This is a genomic window from Clostridium sp. C8-1-8, assembly GCF_009928445.1.
Classification (GTDB): domain Bacteria; phylum Bacillota; class Clostridia; order Clostridiales; family Clostridiaceae; genus Clostridium_AR.
Genome location: NZ_JAABNO010000036.1, coordinates 13,354 through 38,243, shown reverse-complemented (window position 1 = coordinate 38,243; position 24,890 = coordinate 13,354). Strand labels below are relative to the sequence as shown.

Genomic DNA, 24,890 nt, shown 5'->3' with positions numbered 1-24,890 from the left:
ATTAAGGATGTATTACCAACATAGAGAAAAAGATAAGAATTGTCGCCTGCCAGAAATTCCTCACCTACGTTCGGAAAAGGCAGATGCGCAAAAATCACTAAAGAAAAGAGTATTAGTGATTTTGGTTCTCTATAAGTATTATTAGATTAGAAAAAGTTCTATGTGATTTATATGCAATGAAGATTAAGGATGTATTACCAACATAGAGAAAAAGATAAGAATTGTCGCCTGCCAGAAATTCCTCACCTACGTTCGGAGAAGGTATTTATTATTTAATTCAATTATTTGTAAAAGTAGTATATAATTATATGAATAGTGTGATTTTAAACATAAGAATTTTTGAAATTATGGAGGAAATATTATGGAAAGATGCTACGAGACCGAAAGGCTTATATTAAAGGTATTAGATGAGAATAGTGCGGACATTGTATTGGATTATTACATAAGAAATAAAGGTTTTTTAGAAGAGTGGGAGGCTACTAAAAGAGAAGAATTTTACACTTTAGATAGACATGCCTATATACTAAGAAATGAGCTAGAAAATATAAATAAGGAAAATATGTTTAGAGTTTGGATATTCAAAAAGGATGATGAGAAAAGAGCAATAGGAACTTTTGGCTTTACAAGCATTATTAAAGGTGCTTTTTGGTCCTGTTTTCTTGGATATAAGCTTGATGGAGAAGAGATTAATAATGGATATATGACAGAAGCTCTTAAGAAAGGTATTGATATTATGTTTAATGAATTCGGACTTCATAGGATAGAAGCTAATATTATGCCTAAGAATATAAGATCTAGAAGAGTGCTTGAAAAACTTGGCTTTTACAATGAAGGACTAGCTTATAAATATTTGAAAATTAACGGAAAGTGGGAAGATCATATACATATGGTTTTGTTAAATGAAGATGAAAGGTAACAAACTATTAAAGATAATAATATGCATATGTCTTCTCTTTATTATTTGCTATCGTTTAATGAAGAATATTTTACTGTCATTTGACATTGCATTTAGACCATGGATTGGAGATTTCATACTTATAGCAGAATTTATTTTAATAATTACAGTAATCATTTTATTAATAAAAAAATTGATATTTAAGCATAGCTGGGCAAATACATTAAAGGGTCTTTTAGGAGTAGCATTAATTATAGGTATTATAATATTCACTATGCTTATTTTTGCTTTTTCTCATCAGCCAGAACATGTGGTGTATAGAAATGATAAAAAAATGGTGGCTGCTGTTGACTCGTATATGGATGTATATGTTTATTACTACCCTTATAAAAATTGGTTCATAATGGGGAAAGAGGCAAAAATGAGAGAATGGTATGGAAATGGAGGGTATGATCCATTTAACATATCCAACGGAGATAAAAAGCCTGTACCTATTAAAGTTGATTATTATAACAAATAGAGTTTATTAGTTTAGATATATTTTATATTAAGAAGTTATTAAAGCACTTTGTTGAGAGTTTATAGAGAATTTAATCAACGAGTTTAAACAGTAGATTGAAATATAAGTACTTTTGGAGGTAGATTTAAATGAGTGAAGAAAATAAGAAAGATAATAAACGAAAGAATAGCAAATTCGGTATTTTTTATTATAACCCTGATGATCCTAAAGGAACTGTAGATAGAAAGAACGGTAGAGGTGTAACTATAAATTTTGCTAGTAAAGAGGGGAGACGGTTATTTCTTTACTTGATGATTCCTGCTATTATGATGACTTTAATATGTATATTAATAGGTGTATTAGCTAGTGGCAAGTAGAATTTTTAAATTATTAATAGAGTAGATAATTTAACGTCTATTACATATGGGTATTCATTATACTAATGTATAGTGGATACTCATAAGTGCATATCCAATACAAAAGCAGAATAAGCATAATACTTATTTATATTATGCGCTATTATTTACTCCTTATGGATATGTATTAAGTAAATGTTGTTATATTAAAGAAAATAATCACCCACATTTTTTAAATACATTGGCATATACTGTTTGAAAGTATATAGTTCACCCGTAATAGCTTGATTTATGTAGATAACTACTGTTATTTCCTAAAATCGCCTGTTTTGTACTAAGGATGTACCAGTAGGTGATAAGATTAAAAAATAGATTTTTCTATCAGAAGCAGTAGGAGCACTAAATAAATTTAGATTGAAAATGAATAGATAATAAAAAATCATGCATATAAACTCACTATTTATGCATGATTTTTATTTGATTTTACATCAATGTTTTATATTAAGCTGTTGCAGTAGTTCTTTTTGAGTACAATCTAAAAGCCACTTCTTCTAAAAATGAAAATAAGCTTGTTGTGATTAAGTATAGGCCTATAGCTATAGGAACCTTGAAAGCTATTAAAGCACTGATTACGCTAGATACTATAATATTTACTTTACTTACTTTAGCTTGAGTAGTTATCCTTAAAAACGGAATGTACGGTATTATGTTTGGCATAAGCACTGATATCATGTAGAATACAGGTATAACGAAGAAGCTATCTGCCATTTTGAGGCTAGCTACCCAAGGAACTAGGATTGTTCCTGCGTTTATTGGTAGCTTTAATATAAGCTGATATAAAGCAAACACAATAGGTAATTGAAGGAAGGTGGTTAGACAACCAAGCATTCCTTTTGCATTTTCTTTATAATATTTCTGGGTTTCTATTTCTAGCTGTTTATTATTATTCTTATATTTTTCTTGTATTTCTTTTAGCCCCTCCGAAAGCTTCTGTTGATCCTGAAGGCCTTTCTTTTGCTTAAAGGATAATGGCACTAAAAATAGTCTTACTGTTAAGGTTAGCAGTATAATAGCTATACCTAAATCTCCTGTTATGCTAAATAGATAGTTAAGGGATGCGTTTAATATATTTGAAATGATGCTCATAATTTTCCTCCTAAATTTAAAGATTTATTAAGAAACATCATTTTATTAAAAGTATACACAATACCGCCAAATATCATATTTTTCAAAGCACAAATAGTTGCTTATTGTCATAAACCTTGAATAATCTAGAGCTTTAACAGAAGGTCTCTTAATCAAGGTGTATGTAACTGTTTTTATATAGTTTTTAATGGAACTTATTGTATAAGTTAAAATGCCTATAAGAAATATTAAAATAAAAAATACTTGTATAGTATTTACTAATTCTGCTTTCATAAAATTACCTCTCAGTATGTGAATGAATATATTATACTACTTTATAAGTTAATTACAACTATATAATTCATAAATACCAATGAAAATATTTTACACACTGGTTATATATAATTTTATAGATCTAAAATTGTTCTTAGAACTTCAATTTTGTTATTGGAGAACAATTGAACAATAATATCCTTAGTATAAATTTTATCCTAACATAATCAAAAAAACGTACTTGATATTTATATTGTAAGTGGTAAGATTTTATGTGATGAATATTAGCATAAAAGAGTGGGAGAGGAGCAATAATTATGGAAAAAGCGTTAGAGTTTTTGAAAGAATGCGGCATATTTTATTTAGCAACTACAGAAGGAGATCAACCAAGGGTAAGACCTTTTGGTGCTGTTTTTGAATATGAAGGCAAGCTATATATTGTAACAAACAACAAGAAAGAATGCTTTAAACAAATGATTGAAAATCCTAAGGTTGAGCTTTCAGGAATGAATAAAAAAGGACAATGGATACGTGTTGCCGGTGAAGTTGCTCATGACGATAGACGTGAAGTAAAAGAAGTTGGTCTTGAAGCAGTTCCATCATTAAAGAGAATGTACAGCGTAGATGACGGTATATTTGCAGTATTATACTTTACAAAAGCAACAGTTACTATATCTGCCTTTAATGCAGAGCCTGAAACATTTTCATTCTAGTATAGATTGAAGATTAATTAATACTAGAATTAGTTATATTTAATAAATACAAATAAAAGGCGCCATTAAAGGTTTCATTACGAATTTTAATGGCACTTTTTTTAATGTATAAGAAAGGTATAAAAAATTCTTAGCTGAATCTAGCAATATCAAGCTTATGAAGTAGCTATTTAGAGTGAACAGTAGAAAAAACTTATTGTACTACCAGATAGTTCTTATATATATTCGGAAAGGCATATACGCAAATCTAGTCTGATGGAAGGTATTTATTAATATATAAGCACATAAAAAAAGAAGAGCAGTGAAGTAATAAATAACCTTCACATACTCTTCAATGGTAAAAATAGGTATACGTCTAATATATATTATGCATTGAGCTTGCTTATTATATTAAGCAAAAGAAGATATTTCAAAATCCATGCATCTCTTATAAATTTCTTCATGAACTAAAGCCTTTATATGGGTTCCTTCTTCTAAATAATCTTCTTTTATAACCTTAGAATTATCATGGATTATGGAAACTAATTTCTGCTGTTGATAAGGAATGATAAATTCTTTTTCCATAAGCTTAACTGGAATTTCTTTGCCTATGAAGTTTAATAATTCATTAAGGTTAATTTCCTTTATGGCACTGACTTCGATAAGCTTTTCGTCTTTTAAGAAGTTTCTAACTTGCTGTAAGTTTTCTTCGGAAGCTTTATCAACTTTATTTAGCACAACTATAGTATTTTTATCTCTGGCATTAAGTTCCTCTAACACTAGGTTTACTGATTTAACTTGATTTATAACTTCTATATTAGAGGCATCTATAACATGAAGCAGTAAGTCAGCTTCTAAAACTTCCTCTAAGGTGGATTTGAAGGCTTCTACTAGATCGTGTGGAAGTTTGCTTATGAAACCTACGGTATCGGATAAAGCAATCTTTCTATTGTCATTTAAGGTTACTGCTCTTACGGTGGTATCCAAGGTGGCAAAAAGCATATTTGCTTCTAATACTCCTTCTTTATCCGCTTTGTTAGAGGCAGAAATCTCACAAAGTTTATTTCTTAAGGTTGATTTTCCTGCATTTGTATAGCCTACTATAGCAACTCTACTGATATTATTCTTTGTACGCTTTATCTTCTGAACAGCTTTTTGTTCAGAAGCTTTTGATAGCTCAAGTTTTATTTCTTCTATTCTTCTTTCTATATGACGTCTATCAGTTTCGAGCTTCTTTTCTCCAGGACCCCTTGAACCAACGCCACCTTTCATACCAACTCCGCCTTTAATCCTTGCAAGGTTAGCGTTGGCGTTTCTAAGCCTTGGAAGCTTATGATTCAGCATTGCAAGCTCTACTTGAAGTATGCCTTCTTTACTCTTAGCACGTCTTGCGAAGATATCTAGGATAAGGGTGGTTCTATCAATAATCTTACATTTTATAGCTTCCTCAAGATTTCTAACCTGGGATCCAGATAACTCATCATCAAAAATAACTATATTTGCATTTTTAATCTGTTTTAAATAGGCAATTTCTTGAATTTTACCTTGACCAGCATAAAAGGCAGAGTTAACTTTATTTTTCTTTTGAAGAATTTTATACACTGGTACAACATTGCAAGCTTCTGCAAGACCACAGAGTTCCTCTAAGCTTTCCTCATTATCAGTGCCAACAAGAATAGCTCTTTCAATATCATCGTCGGTTCTTTTTATATTTGTAATTATCTTTTCTATATAAGATAATTTATCCTTAAAGTTAAAGTGAAGAGCAGCCTGTAACGTTAAATTCTTATATTCTTTAAAGGTTAAGGCATTTTCATAAATATCACAAAGAGCTATATTCAAAGTTATATTGTCTATATTTTCATTAACACCTATTGCAACCATAGCGTCTAGCTTTAATTCCATCAACGCAGAGGTATCCATGGAAGAAAGTGTGCTATTTCCAGTAGGATGAGTATGAATAACTCTATAACCACATAACTTTTTTGTAGCGCCATCTATATAAGGTATCTCAGCACTATTAATATCACCAATAGATATATCTGTGATTTTGCCACGTCTGTTGATTACTACACATAGTTCCTTTTTAATCATTTTACTAATAGCATTCATCTCAGAAGCTAATTCGTAAGATAAAATGCTGCTGCTTTCTATATTGATTTCATATAAGGCTTCAAGCCTTTCTAGAATCAGTTTTTTAATTCCATCTATATTTCCAGTTATCATATAATTTCCTCCAGTAAATTTATTGTTTTTTAACTTTGTTTTGTTTAATCACTGAATTTCAATTCAGTACTTTAATCTAAATGAAAATAGTGATTATCTATATTAATCTTATGCCTTGGCAAAACTTAAATAGTGCTCATCTCTAACTCCCCCTAAAACTATGAAGTGGTACATACTTATCAGTAATAGAAAATATTGAATATATAAAAACCGCAGAAACAATGAAAACTATTAGATTAGTCCATTGTTTTGCGGTTTTAGCAGTACCACTTTATAAGCAAATAAAAAAACCGCAGATTTTATCTGCGGAACTAATATACTAAAATAATAAGGATAGACAAAAGAGATTAATCAATAGATTAAAGTTCTTACCTACAACTATTTTGTAATATAAGAAAACCGCAGATAGTTAGTCTGCGGTCTAAATTTACATATTAAATCAAAAATATATTATAAATAATAATATACTCCAATTACTGACAGCAGACTGTAGATTTTGATGATTTGATTTTCATAAGTCTTAATTTTGAATTTGACATCGTAACAGTCTCCTTTCAGAACATTTATTGACTTCATTATAGAGCATATCTTATCTGTTGTAAATACCTTTTTTGGAAAAGTATACAAAAGATGTACTGACATGTACCAAAGTAGAGATGACCATAAGGCAATATGTGTAATATTGCGTATTATTTACTAATAAGTTATAATACCAATGATAGTTGGTTTATTATTTGATAATATAATATTAATAAACATAATATTGCAAAATATTGAGGTGATATCATGAAATTTTGTATTGTAATATCTCCATGCAAAGTCATTATAGATAGTAATTGCATGGAGTAGTAAGCTATTGATTTTGACTTTGCAGCTTTAATTATATGACAAATAATACTTTTCAAGAGTATAAGATTTTTATGGCAAAATGGAATGTTAGGACAGAAATGAACCAGACTTTCCTATGTTCTTGAAGAGATTATATCAATTAAAGAGGTGGAGTTAACATGTCAAAAAACAATAATATTAATGAATTAAGGAATTTTTATATATTACAACTTGGACAATTTATTTCTCAGTTTGGCAGTAAGATAACAAGCTATGGCTTAATTATGTGGGTATATGATAAAAGTGGATCAGTACTTTCTACTTCTGCATTGACCATATGTACACTGTTGCCATCTATATTGCTTAGTTTTATTTCAGGAAGTTTTATTGATGGAATAAATAAAAAAAAGGTTATGCTTATATGTAATGCTGTTGAAACAATATTATCAGTAATTACATTAGCCTTGCTGTTTTCAAACATGCTAAACATGAGTTGCTTATATTTAATAAATTTTACCTTTGGAGTGGTAGATTCTTTTCAAGATCCTGCTTCAAATGTGGTAATATCAATGATTGTTCCAAAGAAGTATTACACTAAGATAAGCGGAATACGTTCTTTTGCAACAGCCTTTAACACAACTTTTGCACCGACGGTAGCCTCATTATTATATACATTCCTAAAAATTGAGGCAATCATTTTTACTGACTTATGTACATTTATATTTGCCTTTATGTCATTACTTGTTTTTGTTCATATTCCAAAGAATATTATAAAAGGTCAGCAAAGTAACCTAGGAGTCATAGACAGTTGTAAACAAGGACTTGCATATATTATAAATAAAAAAGATATATTTCATCTTATAATATACATGGCTTTTGTAAATCTTATTGCTGCAATTTATAATTCAAACTTTACGCCAATGGTATTATCTAGAAATGGAAATAATAAATATGAGCTTGGCATAGTACTTGGAGCTATAGGAGTGGCTGGGATTTTTGGAAGCTTATTAGTAACCATAATGAAGGAGCCTAAAAGAAGAGTCCCTATCATAATTAACTCAATGCTGTTTTCCTTTTTAGTTTGCAATAGCATGCTTGGAATAGGAAGAAGTTATTATGTATGGACTGTAGCAGTGTTTTTAGGAAATAGTATGGTTCCTTTTCTAACAGCCAATGTAGAGTACTTTATGAGAACAAAGGTGCCAGTAGAGTTGCAAGGAAGAGTGTTTTCAGCAAGGAACACGCTACAATATTTTACTATTCCTTTAGGATATCTTATAGGTGGGATTGCTACAGATAGAATCTTGAATCCATTTATGAATACAACTTCGCCACTGCAACAAATCCTTTCAAGGGTTGTAGGCAGGGGTAGTGGTGCAGGAAATGCACTTATATATGTTATAATAGCCATTCTAGGGTTTTTAGGCTGCTGTTTGTTTAAAGCAGATAAGCATATTAAAGTGCTGGACGACAGGATTGATTAAATAAATAATAAATAAGAAATAGTTAATAAAATAAAATTTGTGCAACAAGTGGTAGCACAAATTTTATTTTATGTTAGAAGGGATGTATTAAGTTATAGTACTGTTATTTGAGCCTGCTCATTTGCTCTTTGAATAACTCCAATCGTCTTAAGTATATTTCCTAAAATTATAATAGAATATCCTCTTGTTATGTTTAGATTGGGAAAAATTGAAAAATTACTTTCTCCTGAGCTAATATTTCTCTCCAGCTCTCTAAGCCTAGAATAAGCAATATCACCTAGTAAAGTATTAGCAAGAAGTGTCATTATACTGGAGAGTACCACTAATCTAGTTGGATCTGACTCGTTTTGAGGCTTAAGCCCTTGCTCTCTTTGAATTAGTATATCTCTTTCTTTATTAGCTGATATTATAAGAATTGTATAGCCTAATATGATAGTGAAGGCTGCTACTTTTTCCTTTTCTATTAATGCCAAGTCTAAAGCCGTATTTCCAGAACGCCGCACTGAAATATTGTTTTCCATGAATTATCTCCTAAAAAATGATACAGTATAGTATATTTATTAATCATTAGAATGTTCAATTATATTTTAAGTAGTGAATAAAATGTAATTTTATTAATCTGTATGAAAATATATAACTTGAGTTTTTCTAGTGAAGCCGTATTGAAATGGTTTTGAAATTATTAAAAATAGTCAATAGAGTAAGGCTTTGACAAATATTATTTTGAAGAGTATAATTTACTAAAATGCAATGAAAAGGAAAGTAACTTTAAAAATACTTATACAGAGAGTTGCCGTTTGGTGAGAGGGCGCATAGGATATTAAAGTGAAAATGGCCTTGGAGCAGTGCACCGAGACTTTTGATTTAGGCTGCAACGGAATCACCCGTTATAGTGATAGAGTATAATCATAGATTTATGACGTACTTGAAGAGGCATATGCTGTGAGGTATATGTAAAATAGGATGGTAACACGAAGTTTTACTCTCGTTCCTAAGATTTATTTCTTAGGACGGGAGTTTTTTTGTTGTTAAAATCAGTACAAAACTTTTTATTGTTAAGAGAAATATAAAGGAGGAGTTGTTTATGAATATTTTTATTGGAGGTGCATGGCCTTATGCTAATGGCTCGTTGCATATTGGTCATATTGCTGCATTGTTACCAGGAGATGTAATAGCAAGATATTATAGAGCAAAAGGGGATAACGTACTGTATGTTTCAGGAAGTGATTGTCATGGAACCCCTATAGCTATAAGAGCAAAAAAAGAGAAGGTGTCACCAAAGAATATAGCAGATAGATATCATAAAGAGTTTAAGTATTGTTTTGATAAACTTAATTTTTCTTATGATTATTACTCAAGGACTGATGAGGAGTTCCATAAAGATGAGGTTAAAGATATAATAAGTTTACTTTATGATAAAAACTTTATATATGAAAAAAAAGTGGAGCAGCTATATTGCCAAAGCTGCCATCAATTTTTACCTGATAGATATGTAGAGGGAAGATGTCCTAAATGTAATTCTATTGCAAGAGGTGATCAGTGTGATAATTGTGGTACACTTCTTGATCCCCTTGATTTATCGGAAAGAAAATGTAAACTATGTAACAGCGAACCTGTAGTGAAAAGCGCCAAGCAGTTATACTTTGCTTTATCTAGTTTTGAAAGTCCAATTAGAGAAAACTTAGAGAGGAATAAAAGCAATTGGAGAATTAATGCAGTTAATAATACTGAAAGGTATCTAGATGAAGGACTTTGTGATAGAGCTATTTCAAGGGATTTGTCCTTAGGTATAGATATCCCGGTAAAAGGCTTTGAGGATAAAAAAGTTTATGTATGGATTGATGCTGTGTTAGGTTATTTTACTGTTAGTAAAAGGTGGGCATTAGAAAATAATAAAAATTATAGATGTTTTTGGGATAAAGAGGCTTTAGCTTATTATATTCATGGGAAAGATAATATTCCCTTTCACTCGATTATTCTACCAGCTCTAATAAAAGGTATTGGCTATGAGAAGCTACCAGATAGAATTATTTCTAGTGAGTATCTAACTTTAGAAGGCAAAAAGATATCAACAAGTAAAAATTATGCAGTCTGGGTTCCAGATATTATTGATAACTATAACAGTGATGCTTTAAGATATTTCTTCTTGATAAATGCTCCTGAAAAGAGAGATACAGACTTCTCTTGGAGAGAATTCGTAAATAGTAACAACAGTGAACTGTTAGGAGCCTATGGTAATCTGGTAAATAGAACCTTGGTTTTTACAAAGAAATATTTTGAAAGTAAAGTTCCAAAAGGAGCAGTAGATATAGAAATAGAAGATAAAATAAAGAAATTATATGACAGGGTAGGCAATTGTATAGAGAAAGGCAACTTAAAAATTGCTCTGGAAGATACCTTTGAATTTATAAGAAGTATAAATAAGTATTTTGATGAGAATTCACCTTGGATTACAATAAATACTGATATAAATAAATGTTGTAACACGTTATATAACTGTTTGTATTCAATAATAAATATAGCTAACATACTTAACCCCTTCTTACCTGAGTCTTCAGAAAAGGTAAAAAGCTGGTTTGGAGTATGTAGCTCGCTTTGGAAAGAAATTGAACTAGAAGAGGAGACTGCAATTGGTGACTCACAGATACTTTTTGAAAGACTGGATAAAGAAATTATTGAGCGTGAAGCGAAAAAGATAAAAAACTGTGACTAAATTAGTATAGATATGGTTAATTTGAAATAGTATGTTAAAGATATAGTAAATAAATATGATTATCTTATAATTTAGCTATTTCAAAAAAAGTTTATTAACATTATATAAAATAAGTATATAATAGACCTTTCGTTAAGGAAAATAGTCTAAAAGAATTATGAGGAACATACGCAATATGTATAATAAGTATGTTCCTTAATTTTTTACTGTCTAGATAATCATATAATTTTTATTAGTCAAACCTAGCAATATTAAGTGAAAAATAGTTTTTTTGATAAACAGGGAAAAAGAACTGATATTTGCTTTCCGAATTTTAAAAGGGAAGATTGTTATCTAGGATTTCTGTAGAATATATAATCCTCAGATTTTATTGGCCTTCTGATGCCGCTAAACCACTCTTCTCCACAGTTAAAGTTTAATTTACGTCCAATTTCTATTGCAAATTCCCTATATGCTGACCCCATAGCAGTTATTATATTCCCATCAATGACAAGTGGAGCTCTTACTAAATTTTCTTTGTTAATAAAAGCATATTGATCTATGTCTTCCTCAAATAAACCAGCGCAAAACTTTTTACCGTTAAGTACTCCAGCCTTTGCTAGTAGAATAGGCGAGCTAGATATGCTACCAATTATTAAACTGCTTTTATCTTTAAGTTGAGATAGGAAATTAATATATTTTGAGTTTTTCAAAACATCTGGAAAACACCACATTCCAGGTAAGATTAAACAATCATAATCCTCTAACACGAATTCCTCTAAAGTCTTGTCTGGTATAAAGTGAAACCCTTCCTCACTATCAACAACGCTTCTGTCTGCAGAGAAAACGGTGATTTCCTTTTCAAAAGCTCTAAAAATTGCTGACACTATGCTTATTTCATAATTACTAAACTGTGGATATATAATTATTGCAGCCTTTTTATTTTCGCTCATAAATATTTCCTCCTTAATTTATTAGTTAATGATAAGAATAGACACCTTTATTTATAGTTATGTTAAGAACATAGCTACAATCAATGGAATTGTAAAAACAGATAGCAGTGTAGTTATAAATACTGACTTTGCAGCAAGATCTACATCGCCGTCATACTGATTGGCGAAGAGTACAGCTATGTTTCCTACAGGCATAGCTAGATTGATAAGTGCTACACCTAAAACTAATGGACTATTTATAAAGTATCTTAAAATAGGGTAAGAAACTAAAGGAATTAAAATCTGCTTTATAATTGTATAAGGATAAATCCTTAGTTCTGTAAATACCTCTTTAAGATTAAGTTTTGCTAAAGTTGAACCAATAAGCATCATTGCAACTGGAGTTGTTATGTTACCAACCATATCAAAAGATGATTTTAATATTGGATGTACAGGAATATTTAAAAAGTAAATTATAATAGCAATAATTGAAGATATTATTCCTGGCGAAAGAAGACTTTTTGGGCTTAAGGAAACTTTATTGCTTGTACCATAATTTATAAGCATTATTCCAAAAGTAAATACCCATATATTAAATATCATATTAAACATAGAGGTATAAAATACAGCTTCGTTTCCAAAAATTGCTTTCATAACTGGAAAACCCATAAAACCAACATTTGAGAATACAGTCATAAACATGTATAACCCTCTTTGGTGTCGGGGAATCCTCAGTATCTTAACTAAAGCAAAACTTATTATTGGTAGTAGTGTGAAGATTATCACTGATACTAATAGTACAAATAATGCTTCATTAGTATTGTTATTTTGCTTAATTGAGCTTACAGAAGCCAGAACCAATGCTGGAGTGGTTACATTAAGCAATAATTTATTAAGCTTTTGATTTAGACTATCATCAAAAATCTTTATTTTATTAAGAAAATAGCCTAGGCCTAAAATAAGAAATAATTGTACCATTTGATTAATTACAACATTTATATTCATATTACTCCTCTTGTATACAAGCAGTGGGTGCTATGATTATATTAACATTTTTATAAAGGATTTTCTAATAAAATAGATATTTTACATCATTTTATTTGTTACGAGCTTCATAATTCCTACAGATGAAATGAAAGAAATCAAATATTTATATTCATTAATATCCTATTTTAAAAACATAATTTAATTAAATAAACTTATGAGAAAATATAACAGAAAACAAGATGAAATGGGTAAAGGTTGAAATATAAAATTATATATGTCAAAATTTACATATGATAAGTTTGTATAAGGATAGTTGTTTTAATGTAAAGGAGAGTTTGTATGAGTAGAGTTAAGTTAACAATAAAAGAAAGTAAATGCAGAAGTGGCTATCATAAAGAAGGAGATACTTTTATAGTGGAAGACATTTGCCCTCCAATCTGTCATGAACTTTGGAATAGTATATATCCCAATGTTTATACCTTATTAAATGGAGGAACACTGGATTACGGAAATATTAAAGCTAAGAAATTTGAAGTTAGATGCCCTGATAATGGTCGAGTTGTTATAGTTGGAGAAGTAGTTGATTAATAGTAAAACTAATATGTCAGCGAAATTTGAATTTGATAGAAGTAACTAAGGATAAGCTGAAGAATAGATTTGAAATCTTAAGTTTATTCTTTGATATATAAATATTTAAAAAAGTGCCATAAATGGATGGAGATAATAAGAAATATAAGATTAATATTTTGATATATTTAAAAAGTTTGGAGGAAGCTATGGACAGACAAGAGTTCCAACAGTTTTTATATGATCATATTCCCATAACAGAAAAAATGGGATTTACAGTAGAGGAATTTAATAATACTAAAGTTAAAATAGCAGCTAAGCTTGAACCTAATATAAATCATAAGGCTACAGCCTTTGGAGGCAGCATAAACTCTTTGATGACAGTTTGTGGCTGGGCAATGGTTTTTGTTAATATAAAACCTGTTGATGAGAATGCTCATATAGTTATTCAAAAGAGTAGCATTAATTATAAAGCACCGATAGATTTTGATTTTTCTGCAGAATGTGAGTTTTATGATGAGGCTGAAAAAGAAAGGTTCTTTCAAATTTACAAAAAACATAATAAAGCTAGACTGATACTCAAAGTTAAGTGTTGTAGGGAAGATACAGTATTAGCTGAGTATGAAGGACAATATGTTGTTTTTAAATAGCTTTCTATTAGCTGAAGTTTTGCAGGTTTATTGAAGTAGAAAGAGGTTGATATATATTATAGCAGTCTCTACTTGAAGTTATGTAGAAATACGAGATGATAAAGAAATTATGAAAATATACTATAAAGGACTGTTGAAAATACTCAACAGTCCTTTATAAATAGCTTTAATCTCAATACTTAGTTTTATTAGGTAAATAAACTTTTTACTCTATTCCAATGTCGTCAATCATTAAGTTGCCTTGCTTATCTTTATCGAAAACAAATTCAATTGATTTTAAGGTATCAGTATTAAAATTGCTATTGGCAGCTTTAAAATCCTTTAAAGGAATATTAAATACTTGAAGCACTGGTTCAAAGTCCCCACCGAATCTTCCCTGAGTAAAGAAAAATAACTTGCTCATCTTCAACCCAATAGAAGGGTGAAGTATGTTGTAGTCTTCAAGCTTTACTGAAGCTGAGTTTCCGTTTTTATCTGTAGCTTTTATTGTAAAGTATTTAGCATCAAAACTACCTTTTTTGTAGCTAGCTTCGTCATTGGAAGCCACTGAAAGAGACAACTTTGAATCTGTTTTTAGCTGCAAGGCTTTTAAGGCATCTTCAGATAAATCAATTTTATAAGAACTATCAGACTTCCTTAGATTAATACTTAATACTGAATTATCTTGAAAAGCATTATTAGGCCTTTTAAAACCTTGATTTTTTTCTGCGAAAGATAAGTTTGTACCGGATAAAGTAACACCTTTTAAGGTTCCGGTAGTTAAATCTTGATCTTCTTCAAAATTACTAATAGTTTCAAATTTTGAGTCTTGATAATCATTGATATAGGCTGATTTTGGAAGCCATTTACTTGCATATTGGTAGTTTTCAAACATAGGTTTATAGCTTTGATTATTTTTTAATGTTGTATCTAAGAAAGCCGAGATATATACTTTGGCAACCTCTTGTTGCTCTGAAGCTTTAAGTAATGGCTTTCTATCTAATAGCCACCCACCTATGGTGCCAGGAATATCTGTGTCTCCCCATACTGTGTTGAACTGACCGTGATTTGCTTTATATATATAAAGTAAAGATTTAAAGTAGTCAGTATCCTTGTCAAAAGAAACGTTATTGTATTGCCATCTTCCTGAGAAGCTAGAAACATCATCATCGTTTGCCCCTTGTAGTAGTAGATAGTTCACATTTTTTATCTTTGTGAGTTTATCTGCTGGTCTATATTGACCATAAGAAGGAGCTATCGCTATAACAGATTTTATTTTGTAATTAAACTTAAAAGATATATCTGAGTTATCTGGGTATTTGGTAAGCGTATTAAAGAGTGCAGCGGTGGTAACAGCATCTCCACCTCTAGAGTGTCCCATTAAAGCTATGTTTTCCATATCTATTTTTTCATAAAAAGGATTAGATTTATCTGAGTTAAATGAGGACCATGCATCTAAATGCTTTAGCATTAGATAGGCTCTACCATCACTTTCTTTGCCTAAATCCATAAACATACCCATGTTAAGGAAGTTTTCATCAATTGATACTGCAATGTATCCACGACTAGCTAACAGATTTCCAAGATAGCTATAACCTTCATCAGAATATTCTTCCATCATGTGATTACCATGAACCATAAGAACCAGTGGGAATTTGCCATTTCCTTCAGGGTACCAAACCCTACCATTTACGGGCATGGACTTATCATCGAAGCCCCAGTAAAGGGTTCTTAGTGAGGAGGTTAAGCCTTTATAATTCTCAAGAAAAGGCGACAAATCTACTGAGTTTGTCTTTATATTTACGTCTTTACCATACTCATTTCTATTCTTATCTTTACCACTACCGTAGTATAAGGTTTTTACAGAGTAAGTTCCATTTTTAGAAGGGTCATCAGCATTAAGCTCTAAGTTTTTTGTTTTTATGGAGGAAATATACTTGTTTAGACTATTGTCATCATTTCCAGGACTTCTAAGGTAATAAACTAAACCTATATTTAAAGAAAAGGTAGCTATCAAAAGTATCCACGATATTAGATCTTTGAATCTCTTTTTAACTAATACTCCGATTGATAGTCCTAAGGTTGTTTCTACAAGTATCGCTATAATAGAAATCACTATAGAAAGTAATGGACTTGCATAAAGCACATAGTTCAAATAAAACATTAATATGATAAACGTTACAAATATTATTGGAAGTAAGGCCCTTGTTATACTTGAGAGTACTAATCTAGTAAATCTAAATATCAATGATAAAACTAATATAACTAATAAGGCTAGTACAAAAATTACAAAAGCATAAACTAGGCTTGTTTTTCCCTTAATGCTACCAAAGGGAAGTGAAAGTGCTATTGCTAAAATTAATAATGTAAGTGTAATTTTTGGTATTACAAGAGTACCTTGAAAGTAGTTGTTCATAGAATTAATAGCATTTTCATGCTTTTTCTTAATTGAGTTAATTAATGTCTTCATTGCTTTATCCCTTTCGATGTAAAAAGTATAATTAAATTAATTGATGAATTGTAATTTATTCACCAATAATAACATCGACATACAAACATGTCTATTTATTTAAATTACACTAAATAGTAGAGAAATCGATTAAAGTATTGGTATATTAATTTATTTTGGCTATAATTAACTATAATGGGTGAGATATTTATTGAATTTGTGAAAAAAATGTGAATAAAAAGATGTTTGTTTAGATGATGAATCAACTTTATAAGCTTCTCCGGCTATAGAGATAACATCTTGAAAATATAAGTTATCAATGAAGTGGATACATATATATAAATACTATTTCACGCTTAAATATATTTAATAAAATCTTGAGGTGCTATAAGGAGGTTAATGAACATTCCATATTTAAAGTTGTTTGAATTATTAGAAATTTGATGAGTAAAAGGGGAGACTTTTAAATGAGATTTGAGGTTATTGAGGAGCATAGATATGAAAATCATAAGCCACTTATTGTTAAAAGTGGGACAAGAATTAAGCTAGTTAGAAGGTCTAATTGGGGGGATGGCTGGATAAATTGGGCTTATTGTCGTACTATGGATGATACTAGCGAAGGCTGGGCACCTGAGCAACTAATTCAGATAGAAAACGACGAAGGGGTTTTGCTAGAAGATTATTCTGCTAAAGAGCTTAATGAAGACAAAGGTGATATTGTTGAAGGAACTATTGAGCTAAATGGATGGATATGGTGTAAGAGATTAGAGGATACTGAAGCAGGCTGGCTTCCTAAAGAGAAATTGAAAGCATTGAAATGATTACACACAATTATTTAATACATTAGCATATAGTAATAAAATTATATTTAGAAGACCTTGTAAAATGGCATGAATAAATAATTTGAATTGATTAAATTTATGTTGTAAGGACTAGCACTGGTCAGGTCGAAGCGTAAGTGAAATTTAGATTACGATAAAAAAAGTGTTTACAAATTGAAAAAATAGTATATATAATTAAATAAAGACTATGAAGAGAAGAGTAAATAAACTTATGAATGTACAGAGAGCTCTATTTGGTGAGAATGAGCGAGGAATTGTTTATTGAAGAAGGTCTCAGAGTTTCGCACTGAGTCTAGTATTAGAGGTAGGCTGCGACGGTATAACCCGTTAAAGTTATAGAGTATATTTAACTATGTACTTGAAGAGGTTTATATGGCAACATATAAATAAACTGAGGTGGTACCACGAATTTATAACTTTCGTCCTCAAGATTAATAATCTTGGAGGTGAGAGTTTTTTTGTTTTATAAAAAAATATATTTTTTTGCTAGTTAAACATAGCAATATCAGGTCTTTACAACGGCTATTTAGGGTAAACAGTAAAAACAAGAATCTTATTAGGCTGTCAGTGTTTCTTTACGTAGGTTTAGAAAAGGCAGCTGCGCAAAGAGTGTTAAAAACTGCAGCTGTGATGAATTTGATTCTAATGAGCTGTAGTTAAGACGCAAAATTTAAAAAGGTGGTAACGAAGATGTATAAAGAATTTGAAGAAGTACAAAACTTGGAAAAGGTAATGCCTGATTATAACGAATACGTTGTAGAAAGAATTAAGAAATTGAATAAACTTGAGGAAGCAGGAATTAATCCTTATCCATATAACTATAAAGCAATAACTCATACAAAGGATATCATAGATAATTTTGAAAAAATAGCTGAAGATCAAGAGTTTAATTTGGCCGGAAGACTAATGCTTATGAGAAGAATGGGCAATGCGACTTTCGCCAATATCATAGATGAAAAGGGCAATATACAAGTGTTTTTTAGCAAAAAGATACTTGGGGCTGAAGTATATAATATATTAAAGCTTATAGATATTGGGGATATCATTGGTGTAGAAGGTACGGTGTTTAAGACACAAACTGGTGAGATAACAGTTAGAGCTTCAAAGTTTGAATTGTTATCAAAGTCTATTAGAACACTTCCAGACAAATATCACGGTATTCAAGACGCAGATTTGAAGCAACGTCATAGATCTCTAGATATGATAATGAATGAAGAGGTTAAGCAAAGATTTATAAACCGCTCTAAAGCTATAGCAGCAATAAGAGAATACTTAGCAGGAAAAGAGTTTATTGAAGTAGATACTCCAATACTAGATACTAAGTATGGTGGAGGAGAAGCAAAGCCATTCACAACCTTTGTCAATGCATTGGACTGTGAAGTTTATATGAATGTATCTCCTGAGCTATACTTAAAGAGATTAATTGTTGGCGGAATAGAGAGAGTTTATACTTTTGCAAGAGCTTTTAGAAATGAAGGTATAGATAGGACCCACTATCCAGAGTTCAGCTTGTTTGAGTGTTATATGTCTTATGCTGATTACAATGATATGATGGAACTTATGGAAAATATGTACGAGTATGTTTTTAATAAAGTTAATGGTTCTACAGAGATAACCTATGAAGGTGTAAAAATTGATTTTAAGGCTCCTTGGAAAAGAGAAAAGATGTGTGATCTTGTAAAGCAAGATACAAATATTGATGTTGACAACCTTACTAAAGAAGAGATTGTTAAGGAGATTTTAGAAAAAGGACTATTAGAAGAAGAACAAAGAGAAGGTCTTAACTTGGAAATAGCTTCAAAAGGTGAGTTAATAGTTACATTATTTGAAGAGTATTCAGAGAAGAAGTTAATTCAACCAACTTTTGTAATAGACTTTCCTAAAGAATCTTCCCCACTTTGTAAGGTTCATAGAGAAAATCCTGATTTGATTGAAAGATTTGAACCATATGCTTATGGAGTTGAGCTTGGCAATGCATATTCAGAGCTTAATGATCCACTAAGACAAAGAATACTACTTCAAGAGCAAGCTTCGAAGTTAAGAGCTGGACTTGAAACAGCAAGTCCAATGGATGAAGAATTTGCTGTAGCTATAGATACTGCAATGCCGCCTACAGGGGGACTTGGTATAGGAATTGACAGAATGATAATGTTCTTAACAGAAACTAGTACAATAAGAGAAGTTATCGCATTTCCATTGATCAAGAGATAAAAAATTATCATATTAGAATCAACAAACCGATTATGGTATAATTGACTAAAATATTATAAATACTTGGAGGGTTGATTTTGAGTAAGTTAGAAGAAATATTAGAATTTAATAAAGCTTTTGTTGAAGATAAAGAGTATGAAAAATATAGAGCTACAAAAAATCCTAATAAGAAGTTGGTTATACTATCCTGCATGGATACAAGGCTTACTGAACTTTTACCAAAAGCTCTAAACCTAAAAAACGGGGATGTTAAGCTTATAAAAAATGCAGGGGCATCCATTATGCATCCTTTTGGTAGTATCATAAGAAGCATTGTAGTTGCTGTGTTCGAATTTCAAACTGATGAGGTTTTAGTAATAGGTCATCATGGCTGCGGTATGAGTAACTTAAATGTAGATAAAACTTTAGAAAAAGCTATGGAAAGAGGAATATCTGAAGATGTAATAGATACATTAAGTAATTCAGGAATAGATGTGAGAAAGTGGCTACATGGTTTTAATTCTGTAGAGGAATCTGTTAGAGAAAGCGTAGATATTATAAAGAAACATCCTCTGATACCTAAAGACATAAAGGTTCATGGCCTTATAATAGATCCTGAGACTGGAAAACTAGATGTTGTAGTCAATGGATATGAATATATGTAAGCAGATTTTTTATTAATATTTTTTTGTAATAATTTTCATTTATATGGGAAATATAACTTCATAATACCTAAATTGGATATATTATGGAGGGAAAATATGAAAAGAATAATAAACTGCTTTTTAATTTTACTAACATTAATATTGAGTGTAGGACCAATTCAATGTGAAGCTATTGATTGGCAATCAGAAGATAACTTTACATTATCTCCAGTAAGAAGGAACTATGCAGATAGATACCCTATACCCATATTGTTAAAATCAGAGCAGGTTGCTTCAAACAAAATTAAGATAACTTTTGATAGGGCTGTAGATAAAAACTTAGGGGAGAATCCTGCTAATTACTGCGTACAAGATTTAAAAAATGATATTCCTAAAGGAATTGCCACTATTGGAAAGAATGAAACAGCCGTTGAGCAAAATACCCTTAATGATAATTTGGTAAAAATACAAGCAACTAATAGGGCTAACTCGCAATTTACATTAACTTTCAAGAATCCTATTCCTAAAAAAGAGCAATATAAAGTTATGATATATAACATATCAGTAAAGAATGCGATTCCTTACAAAGGTGATAATGGAGCAGGTATGTTTGCAGGAAAATGATAGATGTAGCACTTCAATCCGAAGTCTATTTTCAACCCCCTAGTTGTGTCTGATAGGATAGTTTAAAGATATAAATTTATGAATAAAACCATGCATATTATATGATTTTAAAATGCAGTCTAGTTAAAAAGATTGCATTTATAAAATACTTATGCATGGTTTTATAACGCGTATAGTTTTAATTCATGATATGAAAGCTTAGTCTATTACTAAAACTATCTTCTACAATAATATGTAAGTTTATTTTCTCTTGTCTTTGATAAAGAATATTCATATACTCGTCCATTTGTTAAATATCCGGTATTGGCAATCTGCATAACCATGGTATTAGTAGGGAGATCTAGTAGTCTGCTTTCTTCATCACATAATGTGATGGCACTTATATTTCTAATTCCGTGGCTAATCTTAAAATCATATTGAGATTCTATATAATTTAATAAGCTGGATTCACAGTCTGTTTTGGTAAGGTTTGAAAAAATAGAATAAGGCATATAAATTTCCTCGATATGATCTAGAGTAGAGTTTACATAGCGGATTCTGATTATATGCCATGCCTTTGAGCCGCTGTCGATATTAAGATGATCGCAAATTGATTCTGATGGATTTATTAGTTCGAATTTATGTACTATTGTTTTTATTTCATTTGCTTTATGTCTGTCAGATAGTGAACCAATAAAGAAATTATAATTGTCATATTCAGTGATATCCATGACATAGGTAATGCCACTATAACTTTTTATTAGATAACTTCTTTCTATCAAATGATCTATAACTTTTCTTATTGTATGCCTGTTGCAATCGTATTTTATTGAAAGCTGCGCCTCAGATGGCATCTTAGAATTAGCAGGTATATCCCCAGATATTATATTTCTTATTATGTCATCAATGATTTCTTTACTTTTCAAGATAGATCCTCCTATATGATGCTTGTATAAGACATTAATTATATATAAATAAATATTCTATGGACAGGTTAAATTAATATGCTGTAATTATAATGTTTGAATAAAATAAGTAATCTCTATCTATTTATAAGTTCATTAATTTAATATATAAAGTTGCTTATATTACTATGTTATCTAACTTACACTATAAATTTATCCATGCTTGATAGCCCCCAAAATTCGAGATTACCAAACATCTATAAATTAAGTTTTCTTAAGGATACATATATATTGTAACTTTAAAATTTTGTATTTTGAAGTTATTTGAGAATTTATTTATGCTTTTGAAATAAAGCGAGGAAAGTTAGAAGAAAGTAGGATTTATTTTTAAGAATATATGAATTATTACTAAGATATGAAAAACTAAATATTAATAAAGACATAAGCCACTAAAAATTATAAGCTTATGTCTTTATTATATTTTGTCTATCTATAAATTTGGTTATTGGAGATGAAGATGTACAATTGAATTATTATTTTCAAAACTATTTCTGGGGGGAGATAGAAAATTGAAAATACGGTGATTACATTAATTGTACATCTGATAAACTATAAATTGAAATTTTAGCTGGTTTTTATAAAGTCAAAGAAATGTATGCAATTATTCCTTGATATTAATATGTCTGTTGTTTCTTATCCTAAGCTTAAGAAGCTTAAAAGGAATTGTAATGTTAGTTTAAAGTTAAAGTTATGACAAGTGGCTATAAGTTGTAAACTTTAAATCACCCCCTGTAACTATATGGAATATTATCACGATATATATATTCTATATGTAACTTTAAAATCCTTCTTTGTAAATAAAAAAAAGTTATATTTAACATAAATTAATAATGGTTGAAATTTTAGCTGTATTTAAAGCTGCACCACTTTAGACAGAAATATATTATAAAATTACCATGTTTTTTATAGAAGTTTTTTTAATGTAATTTATACAAGTAAATTGTGATTCTTTAAAAATCTAGTTAACAGTATCATCAAGGAAAGTATGACCTTTGATTTAATTAGTTACTAATAATAATCTTGCAATTTATTGTAAAAAAATATATATTGTAGTAATGTGAGGTGAAGAAAAATGGATAGAATAGCTATAATATCAGATATACATAGTAATATGCCTGCTTTAGAAGCAGTATTAAAAGATATAAAGGAAAGAGGAATTTCTAGAATCATATGCTTAGGTGATTTAGTTGGAAAGGGAGCAAGTCCAAAGGAAGTAGTTGATATTATAAAGAATAGTTGTGAAACTGTTATAAAAGGTAATTGGGATTACTTGGTTGCAGAAGTAGCAGATGATGCAACAATGAAATGGAACAATACTAGGCTGAGTAAAGATCAAATAAGTTTTTTGAAGCAATTACCTTTATATGTTGAGTTCTACGTAAGCGGAAAGTTAGTGAGGCTCTGTCATGCAGCACCAAATGACGTTTTTTTGAGGATTAGGTCCAATTGTACTGTTGAAGAGAAATTAGTGCTTTTTAATCCACCGAAAGATGAAGCTAAGGAATGTGACATCTTAATATATGGAGATATACATGTTGCATACATACAAAACTTTAATCAAAAGACTCTAGTTAATGTTGGGAGTGTAGGTGTTCCACTACAGGTATCACAAGCTTCATATGGAATACTGGAAGGAAAGCTTGATGAAAAAAACGAAGCTCCACTTTCATTTACCTTAGTAAGAGTTCCTTACGATGTTGAGAAAGCGATAAAAGATGCAAAAGAAGCAAAAGTACCTAATTTTGAAAAGTATTTTCATGAATTAAATTATGGACAGGTTTATAGGCCTTAATTCAATCCATAAGTAGTATAAAAATATGCCATAATAGGGGAAAGCTATACTTAGTGTAAAGAACAATAATTAAAGGTTTTCCAAAGGGAGATAATGATTTATGGATATTGGTGTTATAAAAGGTGAGACTATTCATTTAGACGATTGTTATGAGGCTTTGATTAATTCTGAGATAGGAGATACCTATTTTAAAAGTTTTGACCCGAAGAAGATGTTATTAGCAGGCCTTAAAAATAAAGAAATAGATGTAGCTATAGATAAGAATGGTAATTGCCTGGGGTTTATTTGGTATGAGAGATATGGAGCTTTTGGTATTCATACCTATCTTCATATAATTGCGGTCAAAGAGAGTTATAGAGGAAAAGGTATAGGAAGAAACTTGATAGATCAATTTGAAAAAGCTACTTTTAAGAAGGATAGTATGATATTCCTTATGGTAGCTGATTTTAACGAAAAAGCAAAAAAACTTTATGAAAGTATTGGTTATGAAGAGGTAGGAGAAATACCTGGCTTCTATAGAAAAGATGTAAATGAGCATCTTATGATGAAATTGAAGCCATAGACAATAAATATGAGTCTTAATAAAGTATATTATGCTATTAAGAGGTGATCTTATGAGTACAGAAAGACTTGATTATTTTGAACTACATAATAATAAGGTTTGGCTTAGAGATATGTGTGAAGCTGATATAGATGATTATATTATCTGGAATACTACGGAAATTGAATGGCAGAATTGGGATTCTCCCTGGGAGAAAGAAGAAAAAGTTGATGTTTATAAACTAAGAGAAAGTCTGAAATTAAGATTACATTCTAAGATTCCTAGAAGCCGTAGAAGACTTGAGATATGTAAATCTGACGGAAACCACATAGGTTGGGTATCTTCATACTATATAAATGGTGATATTTCAAAGCTTGCAGTAGGCATTGATATACCTAACCAAAGCTATAGAGGAGAAAAGTTAGGGCAAGCGGCCCTATCTTTGTTTATAGCATACAAGTTTGAAACGGAGGATGTTGACAATATTTATACTGAAACTTGGTCAGGCAACTATAGAATGATAAAGTTAGCTGAAAAACTAGGATTCCAACTTGCTAAAAGAGAGTTTAATTCCATTAATCTTGATGGACAAGTCTATCATGGGCTGACTTTTAAGCTTGATAAGATAAAATTTATAAATACATTTTAATTTTAGGCTGTGTTCAACACGGTACTTTAA

Annotated in this window: 22 protein-coding genes and 2 other annotated features; of the genes, 15 read left to right on the top strand and 7 right to left on the bottom strand. The window is 30.3% G+C overall.

Annotation, left to right across the window (positions count from 1 at the left end; all coding sequences use genetic code 11):
• Nucleotides 1-361: 361 nt before the first annotated feature.
• From GXK57_RS23380 to GXK57_RS23370, 3 genes are all read left to right on the top strand, one after another.
• Nucleotides 362-916 carry a GNAT family N-acetyltransferase gene (locus GXK57_RS23380; RefSeq protein ID WP_160680428.1) on the top strand — a complete coding sequence of 185 codons (555 nt, stop codon included), beginning with the start codon at nt 362-364 and terminating at the stop codon, nt 914-916.
• Entirely contained in the window at nt 900-1,415 is a 516-nt protein-coding gene (locus GXK57_RS23375; protein ID WP_160680427.1) for a hypothetical protein, read from the top strand. The genes GXK57_RS23380 and GXK57_RS23375 overlap by 17 nt, the downstream gene beginning before the upstream one ends.
• Before the next feature lie 128 nt (nt 1,416-1,543).
• Nucleotides 1,544-1,771 carry a hypothetical protein gene (locus GXK57_RS23370; protein ID WP_160680426.1) on the top strand — a complete coding sequence of 76 codons (228 nt, stop codon included), beginning with the start codon at nt 1,544-1,546 and terminating at the stop codon, nt 1,769-1,771.
• Between the two features lie 480 nt (nt 1,772-2,251).
• On the opposite strand, the gene GXK57_RS23365 is transcribed toward GXK57_RS23370, so the two are convergent.
• On the bottom strand, nt 2,252-2,896 hold the full coding sequence (locus GXK57_RS23365) for a YidC/Oxa1 family membrane protein insertase (protein WP_160680425.1): 645 nt from the start codon (nt 2,894-2,896) through the stop codon (nt 2,252-2,254).
• Nucleotides 2,897-3,465: 569 nt separating this feature from the next.
• Here GXK57_RS23365 and GXK57_RS23360 point away from each other — a divergent pair.
• A complete protein-coding gene (locus GXK57_RS23360; protein WP_160680424.1) occupies nt 3,466-3,861 on the top strand; it encodes a pyridoxamine 5'-phosphate oxidase family protein in 396 nt (131 codons plus the stop codon).
• A 390-nt stretch (nt 3,862-4,251) separates the two neighbouring features.
• Here GXK57_RS23360 and hflX read toward each other — a convergent pair whose 3' ends face one another.
• Nucleotides 4,252-6,066, bottom strand: a complete 1,815-nt coding sequence (hflX, locus tag GXK57_RS23355; RefSeq protein WP_160680423.1) for a GTPase HflX — start codon at nt 6,064-6,066, stop codon at nt 4,252-4,254.
• 1,007 nt (nt 6,067-7,073) lie between these two features.
• Between hflX and GXK57_RS23350 the strand changes: the two genes are divergently transcribed.
• Nucleotides 7,074-8,378, top strand: a complete 1,305-nt coding sequence (locus GXK57_RS23350) for an MFS transporter (protein ID WP_160680422.1) — start codon at nt 7,074-7,076, stop codon at nt 8,376-8,378.
• Between the two features lie 92 nt (nt 8,379-8,470).
• On the opposite strand, the gene GXK57_RS23345 is transcribed toward GXK57_RS23350, so the two are convergent.
• Nucleotides 8,471-8,899, bottom strand: a complete 429-nt coding sequence (locus GXK57_RS23345; RefSeq protein ID WP_160680421.1) for a hypothetical protein — start codon at nt 8,897-8,899, stop codon at nt 8,471-8,473.
• Between the two features lie 220 nt (nt 8,900-9,119).
• Nucleotides 9,120-9,374, top strand: a binding site (T-box leader).
• 88 nt (nt 9,375-9,462) lie between these two features.
• On the opposite strand from GXK57_RS23345, the gene metG reads away from it, so the two are divergent.
• Nucleotides 9,463-11,091, top strand: a complete 1,629-nt coding sequence (gene metG, locus GXK57_RS23340; RefSeq protein WP_160680420.1) for a methionine--tRNA ligase — start codon at nt 9,463-9,465, stop codon at nt 11,089-11,091.
• Between the two features lie 329 nt (nt 11,092-11,420).
• On the opposite strand, the gene GXK57_RS23335 is transcribed toward metG, so the two are convergent.
• A complete protein-coding gene (locus tag GXK57_RS23335; RefSeq protein WP_160680419.1) occupies nt 11,421-12,023 on the bottom strand; it encodes a DJ-1/PfpI family protein in 603 nt (200 codons plus the stop codon).
• A gap of 57 nt (nt 12,024-12,080) precedes the next feature.
• Nucleotides 12,081-13,007 carry an AEC family transporter gene (locus GXK57_RS23330; RefSeq protein WP_160680418.1) on the bottom strand — a complete coding sequence of 309 codons (927 nt, stop codon included), beginning with the start codon at nt 13,005-13,007 and terminating at the stop codon, nt 12,081-12,083.
• Between the two features lie 321 nt (nt 13,008-13,328).
• Between GXK57_RS23330 and GXK57_RS23325 the strand changes: the two genes are divergently transcribed.
• On the top strand, nt 13,329-13,577 hold the full coding sequence (locus GXK57_RS23325; RefSeq protein WP_160680417.1) for a TIGR04076 family protein: 249 nt from the start codon (nt 13,329-13,331) through the stop codon (nt 13,575-13,577).
• Nucleotides 13,578-13,765: 188 nt separating this feature from the next.
• A complete protein-coding gene (locus GXK57_RS23320; RefSeq protein ID WP_160680416.1) occupies nt 13,766-14,206 on the top strand; it encodes a YiiD C-terminal domain-containing protein in 441 nt (146 codons plus the stop codon).
• A gap of 205 nt (nt 14,207-14,411) precedes the next feature.
• On the opposite strand, the gene GXK57_RS23315 is transcribed toward GXK57_RS23320, so the two are convergent.
• Nucleotides 14,412-16,655: a hypothetical protein gene (locus GXK57_RS23315; protein ID WP_160680415.1), complete on the bottom strand. Its 2,244-nt coding sequence runs from the start codon at nt 16,653-16,655 to the stop codon at nt 14,412-14,414.
• A 446-nt stretch (nt 16,656-17,101) separates the two neighbouring features.
• On the opposite strand from GXK57_RS23315, the gene GXK57_RS23310 reads away from it, so the two are divergent.
• The 4 genes from GXK57_RS23310 to GXK57_RS23295 all read left to right on the top strand — a co-directional run bounded on the left by GXK57_RS23310 (nt 17,102) and on the right by GXK57_RS23295 (nt 20,934).
• On the top strand, nt 17,102-17,455 hold the full coding sequence (locus GXK57_RS23310) for a ligand-binding protein SH3 (RefSeq protein ID WP_160680414.1): 354 nt from the start codon (nt 17,102-17,104) through the stop codon (nt 17,453-17,455).
• Between the two features lie 199 nt (nt 17,456-17,654).
• Nucleotides 17,655-17,906, top strand: a binding site (T-box leader).
• A 260-nt stretch (nt 17,907-18,166) separates the two neighbouring features.
• Nucleotides 18,167-19,687 carry a lysine--tRNA ligase gene (gene lysS, locus GXK57_RS23305; RefSeq protein WP_160680413.1) on the top strand — a complete coding sequence of 507 codons (1,521 nt, stop codon included), beginning with the start codon at nt 18,167-18,169 and terminating at the stop codon, nt 19,685-19,687.
• Between the two features lie 77 nt (nt 19,688-19,764).
• Nucleotides 19,765-20,331 carry a carbonic anhydrase gene (locus GXK57_RS23300; RefSeq protein WP_160680412.1) on the top strand — a complete coding sequence of 189 codons (567 nt, stop codon included), beginning with the start codon at nt 19,765-19,767 and terminating at the stop codon, nt 20,329-20,331.
• 96 nt (nt 20,332-20,427) lie between these two features.
• A complete protein-coding gene (locus tag GXK57_RS23295; RefSeq protein ID WP_160680411.1) occupies nt 20,428-20,934 on the top strand; it encodes a hypothetical protein in 507 nt (168 codons plus the stop codon).
• 215 nt (nt 20,935-21,149) lie between these two features.
• Here GXK57_RS23295 and GXK57_RS23290 read toward each other — a convergent pair whose 3' ends face one another.
• A complete protein-coding gene (locus tag GXK57_RS23290; protein WP_160680410.1) occupies nt 21,150-21,839 on the bottom strand; it encodes a GntR family transcriptional regulator in 690 nt (229 codons plus the stop codon).
• 1,111 nt (nt 21,840-22,950) lie between these two features.
• On the opposite strand from GXK57_RS23290, the gene GXK57_RS23285 reads away from it, so the two are divergent.
• The 3 genes from GXK57_RS23285 (at nt 22,951) to GXK57_RS23275 (ending at nt 24,860) form a co-directional block, all read left to right on the top strand.
• Complete coding sequence (locus GXK57_RS23285) at nt 22,951-23,670, top strand: metallophosphoesterase family protein (RefSeq protein ID WP_160680409.1); 720 nt, start codon at nt 22,951-22,953, stop codon at nt 23,668-23,670.
• A gap of 100 nt (nt 23,671-23,770) precedes the next feature.
• A complete protein-coding gene (locus GXK57_RS23280; RefSeq protein WP_160680408.1) occupies nt 23,771-24,232 on the top strand; it encodes an N-acetyltransferase in 462 nt (153 codons plus the stop codon).
• 52 nt (nt 24,233-24,284) lie between these two features.
• Nucleotides 24,285-24,860, top strand: coding sequence for a GNAT family N-acetyltransferase (locus tag GXK57_RS23275; protein ID WP_160680407.1), 576 nt, complete (start codon nt 24,285-24,287; stop codon nt 24,858-24,860).
• The last annotated feature ends 30 nt before the right edge of the window (nt 24,861-24,890 follow it).